At 66.2% G+C, this 12144-nt stretch carries 12 protein-coding genes; 7 read left to right on the top strand and 5 right to left on the bottom strand.

Going from position 1 to position 12144, the window contains the following annotated elements:
* Window positions 1-24 precede the first annotated feature (24 nt).
* The 7 genes from ilvC to SAJA_RS06740 all read left to right on the top strand — a co-directional run bounded on the left by ilvC (window position 25) and on the right by SAJA_RS06740 (window position 6682).
* On the top strand, window positions 25-1041 hold the full coding sequence (gene ilvC / locus SAJA_RS06710) for a ketol-acid reductoisomerase (RefSeq protein WP_184999784.1): 1017 nt from the start codon (window positions 25-27) through the stop codon (window positions 1039-1041).
* Window positions 1042-1065: 24 nt separating this feature from the next.
* Complete coding sequence (locus SAJA_RS06715) at window positions 1066-1734, top strand: phosphatidylserine decarboxylase (protein WP_123657897.1); 669 nt, start codon at window positions 1066-1068, stop codon at window positions 1732-1734.
* 94 nt (window positions 1735-1828) lie between these two features.
* Entirely contained in the window at window positions 1829-2605 is a 777-nt protein-coding gene (locus SAJA_RS06720; protein WP_123657898.1) for a CDP-alcohol phosphatidyltransferase family protein, read from the top strand.
* Window positions 2606-2622: 17 nt separating this feature from the next.
* Window positions 2623-4116: a hypothetical protein gene (locus tag SAJA_RS06725; RefSeq protein WP_123657899.1), complete on the top strand. Its 1494-nt coding sequence runs from the start codon at window positions 2623-2625 to the stop codon at window positions 4114-4116.
* A gap of 9 nt (window positions 4117-4125) precedes the next feature.
* Window positions 4126-4935, top strand: coding sequence for a uracil-DNA glycosylase (locus SAJA_RS06730; protein WP_123657900.1), 810 nt, complete (start codon window positions 4126-4128; stop codon window positions 4933-4935).
* Window positions 4932-5402 (top strand): ribosomal protein S18-alanine N-acetyltransferase, encoded by a 471-nt coding sequence (rimI, locus tag SAJA_RS06735; protein WP_123657901.1) that lies wholly within the window; start codon window positions 4932-4934, stop codon window positions 5400-5402. The genes SAJA_RS06730 and rimI overlap by 4 nt, the downstream gene beginning before the upstream one ends.
* Complete coding sequence (locus tag SAJA_RS06740; protein ID WP_123657902.1) at window positions 5399-6682, top strand: MFS transporter; 1284 nt, start codon at window positions 5399-5401, stop codon at window positions 6680-6682. Before rimI ends, SAJA_RS06740 begins: the two co-directional genes overlap by 4 nt.
* A 3-nt stretch (window positions 6683-6685) precedes the next feature.
* On the opposite strand, the gene SAJA_RS06745 is transcribed toward SAJA_RS06740, so the two are convergent.
* From SAJA_RS06745 to SAJA_RS06765, 5 genes are read right to left on the bottom strand one after another with little or no spacing between them, the layout of a single operon-like run.
* A complete protein-coding gene (locus SAJA_RS06745; protein WP_123657903.1) occupies window positions 6686-7243 on the bottom strand; it encodes an NUDIX domain-containing protein in 558 nt (185 codons plus the stop codon).
* Between the two features lie 52 nt (window positions 7244-7295).
* Window positions 7296-9278 carry a transglutaminase TgpA family protein gene (locus SAJA_RS06750; RefSeq protein ID WP_123657904.1) on the bottom strand — a complete coding sequence of 661 codons (1983 nt, stop codon included), beginning with the start codon at window positions 9276-9278 and terminating at the stop codon, window positions 7296-7298.
* Window positions 9275-10234, bottom strand: coding sequence for a DUF58 domain-containing protein (locus SAJA_RS06755; RefSeq protein ID WP_123657905.1), 960 nt, complete (start codon window positions 10232-10234; stop codon window positions 9275-9277). The genes SAJA_RS06750 and SAJA_RS06755 overlap by 4 nt, the downstream gene beginning before the upstream one ends.
* Window positions 10235-10246: 12 nt before the next feature.
* Window positions 10247-11182, bottom strand: coding sequence for an AAA family ATPase (locus SAJA_RS06760; protein ID WP_123657906.1), 936 nt, complete (start codon window positions 11180-11182; stop codon window positions 10247-10249).
* 41 nt (window positions 11183-11223) lie between these two features.
* A complete protein-coding gene (locus SAJA_RS06765; RefSeq protein ID WP_123657907.1) occupies window positions 11224-11718 on the bottom strand; it encodes an FxsA family protein in 495 nt (164 codons plus the stop codon).
* Between the last annotated feature and the right edge of the window lie 426 nt (window positions 11719-12144).

Below are 12144 nucleotides of genomic sequence, written 5' to 3' on the forward strand. Positions count from 1 at the left end.
ATCCAGCAGGAGAAGCCCATGAGCATGAACGTGTATTACGACAAGGACGGCGACCTGTCCCTGATCCAGGGCAAGAAAGTCGCGGTCATCGGTTACGGCTCGCAGGGCCATGCCCATGCCAATAACCTGAAGGACTCGGGCGTGGATGTCGTCGTGGGCCTGCGTGAGGGCTCGTCCTCGGCCAAGAAGGCCAAGGATGCCGGTCTGGCTGTGGCCAGCATCGAAGACGCCACGGCCGCCGCCGATGTGGTCATGCTGCTGGCCCCCGACGAGCACCAGGTGACGATCTACAACGAGCAGATCGCACCGCATATCAAAGACGGCGCCACGCTGGCCTTTGCTCACGGCTTCAACGTGCATTACCAGCTGATCGAGCCGCGGGCCGATCTCGATGTGATCATGATCGCGCCCAAGGGCCCGGGCCATCTCGTGCGCACCACCTACGAAAAAGGCGGCGGCGTGCCGAGCCTGATCGCGATCTTCCAGGACGCCTCGGGCAACGCCAAGAACGTGGCCCTGTCCTATGCCGTGGCCAACGGCGGCGGGCGTGCCGGCATCATCGAAACCTCGTTCCAGGCCGAGACCGAAACCGATCTGTTCGGCGAGCAGGCCGTGCTGTGCGGCGGCGTGGTGTCGTTGATTCAGGCTGGCTTCGACACGCTGGTCGAAGGCGGCTATGAGCCGGAGATGGCGTACTTCGAGTGCCTGCACGAGGTCAAGCTCATCGTGGATCTGATCTACGAGGGCGGTATCGCCAACATGCGTTACTCGATCTCCAATACCGCCGAATACGGCGATATCTCGCGCGGCCCGCGTCTGATCACCGACGACACCCGTGCCGAGATGAAGAAAATGCTCACCGAGATCCAGAACGGCGCGTTCGCACGTGAGTTCATCGGCGAGCACCAGGCCGGTAGCCCCATGCTGAAAGCCGGGCGTCGCAACGCCGCCAACTCGGAGATCGAGCGCACGGGCGAGAAGCTGCGGGCCATGATGCCGTGGATCGCCGCCGACAAGATCGTGGACAAGTCGCGCAACTAGGCGACGAGGCCAGAGAGGACCTCCATGCAGCGTAAAACGCTGTTACATATCGTCCGCGAAGGCTGGTATGTGCTCACGGCGTTGGCGGGGCTACTGCTCCTCGTCAACGCCGTTTTCGGTTTCTGGGCCGCGCTGCCCGTGGCCGGCCTGATCGCGCTGGCCATCGTGTTCTTTCGCGATGCCCCGCGCGATGTCCCGGCCGAGCCGCTGGCCGTCATCGCCCCGATCGATGGCACCATCCGCCACCGCCGCGAATGCTATGACCCCTACCTCGATCGCGAGGCGATCAAGCTCTCGATCGATGTGAACCTGCTGGGCGCCTATCTGCTGCGCTCGCCGGCCGAGGGCACCGTGCTCGAGTTGCCCCACGAGACCCTGACCCGGCTGGGTGCCGCGGCGACGTGGATCCGCACCGACGAGGGCGACGAGCTGATCATGGCCGTGCGCGAAGGCTCGTTGTTCGGCGAGCGGCCGTGTCGAAGCAGCTACGGCGAGCGTGTGGGCCAGGGGCGTTGCTGCGGCAGCCGTCGACTGGCGCGGCGCGTAGATGTGTTTCTGCCGATGAATGCCCGGGTCGAGGTCGAGCTGGGCGACCGGGTACGTGCCGGGGCCAGCGTGCTGGCCAAGCTCGTGCACAAGCAGAACGGGCGTTGTCGTTCGGCCCTGCCGGTCAACGAGCCGATCCCGGAATAAGCCGATGACATATCGATTGCGTTAGGCTGAACATAGCGCAGAATCACGGGTGCTTTCCGGTTTCGCGTTTTTCCATTTCCTCAAAGCCAACTCTATGCGCCAATCCTCGGACACCCCCGAGCGGCCTCGTCGCAAGCGGGGAATCTACCTGCTGCCGAATCTGTTCACCACGGGCACGATCTTCGCCGGCTTCTTTTCGATCATTGCAGCCACACAGGGTCGTTTCGCCGTGGCCGGTATCGCGATCTTCGCGGCCATGCTCACCGATATGCTCGATGGGCGCGTGGCACGCCTGACCAACGCCGAGTCGGATTTCGGTATCCAGTACGACTCCCTGGCGGATCTGGTGTCGTTCGGCCTGGCCTCGGGGCTGCTGGCTTATCTGTATAGCCTGCACACGCTGGCTGATCTGTCGGATACGCTCGGCAAGCTGGGCTGGCTGGCCGCGTTCTTCTATACCGCGGCGGCCGCGCTGCGCCTGGCGCGCTTCAATATCACGCGGGGCGGCACGGTCGAGAAAAAGATATTTCTTGGGCTGCCCAGCCCGGCCGCGGCGGGCGTGCTGGTCGGTTTCATCTGGGTCGGGGCAGATTTCGGCATCGACGGGGCCAGCCTGGTCATCCCGGTGCTGGCCCTGACCGTTGGCGCCGGGGCGCTCATGGTGTCGAATGTCCGCTACAACAGCTTCAAGGACATCAACCTGGGCGGACGGGTGCCGTTTCGCTATATCCTGCTCGTGGTCGTGGCCTTCGTGCTGATCGTGATCGACCCGCCGCGGGTGCTGTTCGGCGCTTTCTTCGCCTATGCGTTGTCAGGGCCGATCATGGCGTTACAGCGCAAGCGACGGCGCGCGCGTAGGGCCAAGCGCTAGCCTCGAGTGACGCGGGCGTGATCCAGGCCGGGCACCGCATCGCCGCGCTCGCCGTGGCGGCGGCCTTGATGGGGCTGGCGCTACGCCAGCCATTCGGGGCGAGTGAGGCCGATACGCTGGCCTGGCTGCACAGCCTGCTGGCCCCGGGCAGCGATCTCGTCGCGGTTGTACACCGTGGCTTTGTAGCGGGCGTGGCGGTGGTCAACCTCGCGCTGGCGGGCCTGCTTAACGGCTGCGGGATTCCTGATCGGCTGGCCCTGCGTGGGCCCGATGCGGCCGCGCTGTTCGGCCTGGCCGCGTACGTGCTGGCCCGGCCGGGCCGCTCGGGGCGAGGGCCCCTATTCGCCGCGCTGCTCGTGGCCAGCCCGTTGTATTGGGCCGCCCCCATCGTGATGACCGGGCTGGGTATGAACACGCTGGGCGTGTTCATGTTTTATCGTGCGGCCACCAGAGGCGATCGCGAAACGCCTGCCATGCTGGTGGCGCTGGCCGGCCTCGTGCTGCTGGTGGTCAACGGGGCCACACTCGCGCCCATCGGCCTGCTGGCCGGGTTCTGGCTGCACCGCGGGCTAAGCGCGGGCGACTGGCGGCTGTTTGGCAACACGCGGCTGACGCTGCTCGGCCTGGCGGGTCTGGCCGCGCTCACGCTGACCGACCGGCTTGTTCTACCGGATATCGCCCGGCTCGGCTCGAGTATCGAGACGCCGGGCCATGGTCTGGGCATTGCCGGGCCGAATGCATCGTGGGTGATGATTGCCGCGCTTGCGATCAGTATCGCGTTACCGGTCGCGCTGGCGCTGGCAGTCACGATACGTGACGGCGGCGGACGGATCGCGCTGATCCTGGGGTTGTCATTGCTCGTGGCGGCATCCGCCCCGGCGCATGCCGCCGCCTTGATCGTCTTGCCGTCGGTGCTGTTGCTCTGGGGGCTGGCCGATGCGCTTGTCGGTGGTCAGCGGCGTTGGTTGGCGGGCGTGTGTGCTGCGTGCCTGATGGCGTTGTTATGTCTATGTGCCGCGGTGTGGCTGGGTTGGGCCTGGCCGGTGCTGGTTGTCGGCGCGGCAGCGCTGGCGATCGCCAGCGCGGGCTTGCTGAGCAATCGCGGTGCCCAGGGCGTGGCCGCACTGGCCTTGATGCTTGCCTTGGGTGTGGCCGGTGCGCTGTACGACAACACCGGTCTGTTTGAAAAACGCAGCGAGCGCGCCGCGCTGACCGATGCATTGGCCGCGCCAGGCGCCCAGCCGATCGCCGTACTGGCGCCGCTGTCGGCGCGGTATTGGGCCGAAGTGCTCGGCCGGCCGGTGTTTGCGGCAGACGATATCCCGGCCCTATGTGCCTGGGCCCTTGCGAAGCCCGACCAGCCGGTGCCGTGGCTGATCGGCGTGCCCGCCGCACTATCGGCGCCAATCGATATGCACTTGCTGCAACAATCACCCGGCACCGTCAAAACCTCGGTGATCGTGGCCGAGTTGCGGGGCTGTGCGGCTGGCAAACCCACCACGAGCCGGTAGGCTAGGCACATGAACGATACATCTGATCGCGCCCAGCGCCTGGCCACTCTCGGGCTGACTGACTGGCAGATTCGTACCGGCGGCGCTCTTGATGGCGCCCGGGCATCGTCTGTCAAAACGACCGTCGTCACCGCGCACGACGACGCGCCGCCCGAGCCGATCGAGCACGATCTGCTGGGGGCGGGCGTGCCTGAAACGAATGCCGAGACCGAAGGCGATAAGCAGCCTGTGGCACAAGACACATCCGAGCTGTCGGGCCTGGACTGGGACGGCCTGGCCGACTGGCTGGCGGGCCAGGATCATCGCGGGGCCACGCAGCCGGTTTTCGGTATCGGCGCGCGCGCGGCCGACGTGCTGATCGTGGGCGAGGCGCCCGGCGCCAACGAGGATGAACAGGGCGTGCCCTTCGTGGGCCGGGCCGGGCAGCTGCTGGACCGGATGCTCTTTGCCATCGGCTGTTCGCGCGATACCAACGTCTATATCACCAATATCTGCAAGTTTCGCCCGCCGGACAATCGTGACCCGAGCGCCGCCGAGATCGCCGCCGACTGGCCGGTGCTGGAACGACAGATCGATCTCATGCAGCCACGGCTCGTGGTGGCGGTCGGGCGGATCGCGGCCCAGACGCTGCTGGGCTGCAAGACACCGCTGGGCAAGCTGCGGGGCCAGCTGCATCCATACCCGCAGCGGGATCTGGGCGTGCTGGTGACTTATCACCCGGCCTATCTGCTGCGCAGTCCCGATCAGAAACACAAGGCCTGGGCAGATCTTAAAATCATCGCCCGCCAGATCGGCTCGCTGGCCTCGGAGGCGGCATGAGCGCTCGCGTGGAGTCGGCCTGGGCCATCCGACGCATGCGCCCGCGCGATATCGATGACGTGCTGGCCATCGAAACAACCGCCTATGGCTATCCCTGGAGCGAGCGGATCTTTCGTGACTGCCTGCGCGTGGGCTATCGCGCCTGGGTGATCGGCTGCCCGGGGCTGACCGTGGCCGGCTACATGCTGGCCACGATCGCCGCCGGCGAAGCCCACGTGCTGAATCTGTGTATCGACGACTGTGCCCGCGGCCAGCGCCTGGGCGAGCAGCTGCTGGATACGCTCGTTGCCCAGGCCCGCTCGGAACAGGCTGACACCATTCTGCTCGAGGTGCGCCCGTCCAATACGTCGGCGCGTCGGCTCTACGCGCGTTATGGCTTCGTGCATCAAGGCACGCGGCCGAACTACTATCCGGGTGATCCCAAGCGCGAAGACGCGCTGCTACTGGCCTATACGGTGCCCGCATGACCGACAACTCGACCTCAAAGGCCGGTTTCACACGCCGGGCCCAGATCGGCTGGGCGCTCTATGACTGGGCCAATTCGGCGTTTGCCACCACCGTGGTTGCCGGGTTTTTCCCGATCTTTTTCAAGACCTACTGGAGCGCGGACTACGCCGCCGAAACGAGCACGCTGCAGCTTGGCCTGGGCAGTGCCCTGGCCAGCCTGATCGTGTTGTTCGCCGCCCCCATCGGCGGGGCGATCGCCGATCGCGGGCATCACAAGAAAGCCGCGCTGGCTCTGGCCACGGCACTTGCCGTGGCCGCCACGTTTGCGCTGTTCTTCGTTGGCGCTGGCCACTGGCTGGCGGCGATGGGCCTGTTCGTGATCGCCTCGATCGCTTTCTTCATGGCCATGGTCTTCTACGACAGCCTCTTGGTGAACGTCGCCGCACCGGCGGATTATGACCGGGTCTCGGCGCTGGGCTATGGGCTGGGCTATCTCGGCGGCGGCGTGCTGCTGGCCGTCAACGTGGCCATGACCCTCAAGCCGGATTGGTTCGGGCTGGCCGACCGGACCGAAGCCGTGCGCTGGGCGTTTCTGAGCGTGGCCGTGTGGTGGGGCGTCTTTTCCTGGCCGCTGTTCGCCACCGTGACCGAGACAGGCAAGGCGCGCGGTGAGCCGATCGGCAAGGCCGTGAGCGGCGGGCTCAAGGATCTGGCGGTCACCATCCGCGAGATCATGGGCCGGCGCGAGGTCTGGCTGTTCCTGCTGGCCTACTGGCTGTATATCGACGGCGTGCACACCATCATCCGCATGGCCGTGGATTTCGGGCTGAGCCTGGGTTTTGGTCAGCAAAGCCTGATCGCCGCGCTGTTGCTCGTGCAATTCATCGGCTTTCCCGCGGCCATCGGTTTCGGCTGGCTGGCCTCGCGCTGGGAGACCAAGAAAGCGATCTATCTCGGCCTGGTGGTCTATGGGGCCATCAGCGCCTGGGGCTATTTCCTCACCGCCGTCTGGCAGTTCTATGTCATGGCGGCCGCGATTGGCCTGGTCCAGGGCGGCGTGCAATCGCTGTCACGCTCGTATTTCGCCCGGCTCATTCCAGAGGCCAAATCCGGCGAGTATTTCGGCATCTACAACATGATGGGCAAGTTCGCCGCCGTGCTGGGCCCGATACTGGTGGGCGTGACCGCGGCGGCCACCGGCAGTGCCCGCGCCTCGATCCTGTCGGTGGTGGTGCTGTTCATCGCCGGCGGCGTGTTGCTGACCCGTGTGGATGCACGACAGGCCAAGGCCAACACCTGAGATTCAATCCATATCCGGCGGTGCCGAAAGCCAGGCCTTGACCTGGGACGGCAGCTCGCGCGGCTGTGGATCATAGCCCTGGGTGCGCAGCCAGTCGCGCACGGCCAGCCCGGTGCCGCCCGGCCAGTATTCGGCCTGGTCTTTATCGACATGAAACGCCTCGGCCAGTTCGCCGTCGGGCAGGGTGATCTCGCCGTGGCCGGTCAGATGATAGGCCAGCAGAATCTGGTTCTTGCGGGCAAAGCCGTAGACGCCGATGAACTCGGTCACCTCGGCGACAAGGCCCAGTTCTTCGGCGACCTCGCGCACCACGGCCTCGGCCGGCTCCTCGCGCGGCTCCAGAAAGCCCGTGACCAGGCCATACATGCCTTGTGGCCAGGCGGCGTTGCGCGCAAAGACAAGTTGGCCAGCATGTTCGACCACGCCGGCCACGACCGGGATCGGGTTATCCCAGAAGATATGCCCGCAGCGCCGATCCGGGCAGGCCAGCCGATCGATATCGGCAATCCGGCGGGTCTCCAGGGGCGTGGCACAGACAGGGCAGAAACGACGACGATCCATGACGGGCAAAGCGCGGGGCGGGCACCGAGTGTGCCATGCAACGAGCCGGCGGTCAGAGCCGCCGACGCCGAAAACGACGCGCCTTGCGTTGGAAATTGCGTCTCTCGGCGGCCCCGGTGCGCGGGTCATAGCGCAGGGCTTCGTAGTCGGCGGCCAGTGCGATGAGTTCGGGGCCGTTGCGGGGCATCGTGGGGGCGAGGCGGGCGGCCCATTGGCTTGCCGGTTCGTGGCGCGCGCGGGGGCGACCGGTGCGAGCCATACGGCGTTCGACGCCGTGCCAGGCTCGTAGAACCGGATCGTGTGTTCGGGCCGGGCGCATACGCCAGAGCATGAACAGCGAGGCCAGCGCCAACAGCCCGACGCCCGCCAGCGTCAGCACGACCACGCCCGCCCCCTGGCTGTTCAAACCCAGGCGCTGCATCAAGCCTTTTTGAAGCGTGGGCCCATAGGCCAGAAACCATTGATTCCAGGCTGCGTTCATGCCGTCCCAGGCCATGCGCCCGCGATAGAACAGGCCTGTGAGCGGCCCGTTGGCACGAGTGTTGCCGCCCGCGTCGACGCTATCGCGGCCGTTCTCGGGCAGATGATCGATACGCGCCGGGGCCACGGCCCGGGTCGGGTCCACGCGAACCCAGCCGGTACCGGGCTGCCAGATTTCGGCCCAGGCATGGGCATTGGCATCCCGCACGATCCAGTAGTCGCCGTAGAGCGCGGGCTCGGCGCCCAGATAGCCTGTAACCACGCGGGCCGGCACGCCGGCCGCGCGCATGAGATAAACCATGGCCCCGGCATAGTGTTCGCAAAAGCCGGCGCGGGTACGAAACAGAAAATCATCGACCGCGTTCCGGGGCGATGTCTCGGGCGGGCGCAAGGTATAAACAAAATCGTGGGCTGCGAGCCATTTCATGGCGCGATCGGCCAGGGCGCCGTGTGAGTCGGTATCAACAGCCAGCCGGCGTGCCAGGGCGCGCGTGCGCGGGTTGCCCGCAGGCGGCAAGGCCAGCGCGCGGGCACGGGCCGCGCGTGACAGATCCGGATCCAGGCGGCGCTGGAGCGCCGACCGGGTGCGATAACGAATCCGCTCGTTGATCGGCGTATCCGCGATCAGCGTTGCCCCCGCACCCAGGCGGTAATCACGATCTGCGGACAGTGGCGTATCCAGCGCGATCAGCCAGGGCTGATCGCGCGCCTCAAGCGTGATGGTCACAGACTGCGTCGGGCCCTGGGCCATCACGTTGGCGCTGGCCAAATCGGGGCCGTCGGCGCGGTTATACCAGGTGTTGTCGGCAAAATCCCAAAGCACCGGGCCGCGCCAGTAGCGCGCGCGCGGCGGCGGCGCCGGCCCGTCGAAGCGCGCCCGCAAGGCCACACGCTGTGAGCGTGCCAGCTGGCTGATCGCGCCCGGCGACATGCGATCGCTCAGGCCGGTGACGGCCGCTGAATCCTCGCCGCCGCCCAGATGCCACAACGGCCCCGGCAGGCGCGGAAACAAGACAAAACACAGCCCGGCCAGCGGTATGGCCAAAACGGTCAGTGTGGTGGCCTCGCCGATGGCATGGCGCAGACGCCCCGGGCCGGCCAGCGTATGGACATAGACGAACACCGTGATGATCGCCAAAAGCCCCACGACCAGATACAACGCCATCGCCAGCGACTGCGAGAATAGAAACTCGGTCGCCAGTACGAAACAACACAGCAACAGCACGATTTCGGCGTCGCGCTGGCGCTGCAACTCGCTGAGTTTCAGCGTGGTCATCAGGGCCAGCAGCGCCACGCCCGCGGTCTGGCCGGTGAGCTGGCCGATGCCAAAGAATACACAGGCGAATACGCCAAGCGTGGCCCCGCCGCGCAGCCAGCCGGGCGGTGAGGGCCGGCCCTGCCAATGGGCCCAGCCTTGCCAGATGAAAAGCAGCAGCGCGAGGCCCGACAGCCAGGCCGGCAGGTGGGCGATATGCCCGGCACTGACGAACAGCGCCAGCCCGACCAGTGCCAGGCGTTCTTTGCGTGACGCCGGGCCGGCGAGCGGGGCCGTCACGGCTGGCGCGCCAGCGCGTCCAGGCAGGCTGTGCGATGCGCACGGCCGCTGGCCGGCCCGATATCGATGTCCGGCAGGATCAGACGATAATCGCCGGGAAGAGCAGCGGCCTCGATCACCCAGCGGGCCAACTGCGACAGACGGGCTTCATGGGGCCGGTCGCCAAGCGAGTGATAGGCGAACACCGCCGGGGGCGGGGTGACGGGCGGCTCGCTCTCGCGCACCAGCCAATGATCGCGACGCGCGCTGTGTTTCCAGTCGATCTGGGCCCAGGTATCGCCGTCGCGATAGCGGCGATGGCCGCGAAAGAACTCGCCGGGCATGACGCTGGCCGGGCGGGTGCGCTCGCGCCCGGCGTCGGCCGTGTCGTGAGCCGTCGTGGTGCCGGCCACCGAGGGATAGACGAGCGCGCTATGGCGCGGTGCCAGATAAGCCCAGCAGCGGAACAGGCCCAGCGGGTAACGCGACTCGATATGGATTCGCGCCATGGCCTGCTCGCCGCGGCGCCCGGCCGACTGCTTGGCCGTAACGGTCGCGCTCGCCCCGATATCACAGACCACCGGCCGGGCGTCGGCCAGGGCGATCGCCAGGCGACGACGCGGGCGGCTTGCCTTCGAGGCCCAGGTCAGCCGCCAGGTGAGCTGATCCCCGGCGTGCGCCGGTTCGGCGTGAATATCGGCCAATGACAGGCCCGACAGGTTGCGATGCGCGCGATGCATGGAGACCAGCGCAATCGCACCCAGCCAGAACGCCAGGGCAAAGGCCAGATTGTTGCCATAGTTGGTGGCGCCGACGAGCAGGCCGATCATCAACAGCGCGAACACACCGCCAAAGCGTGTGGGCAGAATATAAAGACGACGCGGAGACACCCGTAGCGGCAATGCGCCTCGCGGCGCCCGGCGCGCGATGCTGGCCGCCCCCCGTGCCACGAGCCGATCGACAACACGACGAGCCAAGCGCACGCGGACTCAGTCGAGGCGCACTTGGGCGGCCAGCACGGCGCTGGGCGCGCGTTTTTCAGTAGCCTGTGCGAGCGTCAGACGATGATCGACCACCGGGCCGAGCACGGCCTGTACGTCGGCCGGGCGAACATGATCGCGCCCGGCCAGCCAGGCCTGGGCCTGGGCGGCCCGCCGAAGCGCGATGCCGGCCCGCGGCGACAGCCCGGTGATGAAATCTCGCGGCTCGCGCGAGGCCGCGATCAAGGCCAGCAGATAATCGATCAGCGGCGGGGTCACCGCGACTCGGGCCACCTCGGCCTGGCAGGCCGCCAGATCCAGGCTGGCCGCGGGCCGGGCCGCATCGCCGACCGGCATATCGCCGCCGAGCAGTCGGCGCTCGGCCTCGGGCGGCGGGTAGCCGATGGACAGGCACATCAGAAACCGGTCGAGCTGGGAGTCCGGCAGGGCGAACGTGCCGCCCTGATCGGCCGGGTTCTGGGTGGCGATGACGTGGAAAGGCCGGGGCAGGGCCCGCGTGGCGCCGTCGATGCTGACATAGCCCTCGGCCATGGCTTCCAGCAGCGCGCTCTGGGTCCGCGGGTTGGCGCGATTGATCTCGTCGGCCATGACCAGGGCATGAAAGATCGGGCCCGGCCGAAAGACAAAGTTCGTACGCGCCGGATCATAGACCGACAAACCCAGAATATCGCCGGGCAACAGATCGCTGGTGAATTGGATACGCGAGAAATCCAGGCCCAGCACGCGCGCCAGGCCCGTGGCCAGTGTGGTCTTGCCCATGCCGGGCGCATCCTCGATCAGCAGATGCCCGCCGGCCAGCAGACACACCAGGGCATGATCGATGACGTGCTGCTTGCCATACAGCCGGGCCGCCAGATCAGCGCGCAGCTCGGCCAGTCGGGCCTCGGGCTCGGCTGGGCCGGTGATGGCGACGCGTTGGTGCATGGCGCTATCGATCGAAAAGCCGATACCGCCCACTCTACGTGTTATCGATCGTCGCGCGTGATCCGGTCGGCGTCGCGCCGGGCGTTCTCGGGCTTGCGCTGATACTCGCCTTCGATGGTGTCGTCGTTGTCAGCAAAGCCGCCGCGTGTGGAAAACCCGGCCGGGCCCATGTTCGGTGCCATGACGACCACGCGCGAAATCAGTGCCCGGGCCACGCGTTGACGCAGCTTGGGCACCAGCAACACAAAGCCCAGCGCATCCGAGAGAAAGCCCGGCGTGAGCAGGAAGAAACCCGCCAACAGCAGGGCCGCACCGTCGATCATGGCCAGTGCCGGGGCTTCCCCGCGGGCCTGGGCGGCCCGGATACGCGACATCACCTCGATGCCCTGTCGGCGCACGAGCTGGCTGCCGATGATCGCCGTGAGAATGACCAGCGCGATGGTCGGGAACAGCCCGATCAGCCCGCCGATCTTGATCAGCAGAAACAGCTCGATGATCGGGATGATGATGAACAGCAGTAACAGTCGGCCGGCCATGCGTTGGCTCCAGAATCCTTGTTCGGACTCGGTGGTTGTTCTTTGAAAGTAGTCCGCGAATCAACGCGAATGAATACAGGCATTTATCCGCAGATGAACGCCGATGTAACGCAGATGGATCGAGATATGGGCTGAGGCTCAGCGTCGTAGCGTATTCAATCAAAACCTCGGGTTTATTGAAATCAAATCGAGCGATTTCGTGTGCTCGACTTAAAAATCATCGTGGCTTCTGTCTTCTCATCTGCGGCAATCGGCGTCGATCGGCGGATTGCCTTTTTGTTTTTATTCGCGGCCATTCGCGCTTATTTGCGGACAGTTCAATCGTTTTTGAACCCACCGATTAACGCAGATTGACCGCCGATGGGCCGAGAGATGCCCGAAGCGAACGATCTGGTCGCTCGACAAAAAATCATCGTTTTCATCTAC

This window comes from Salinisphaera japonica YTM-1 (assembly GCF_003788585.1).
Lineage (GTDB): Bacteria > Pseudomonadota > Gammaproteobacteria > Nevskiales > Salinisphaeraceae > Salinisphaera > Salinisphaera japonica.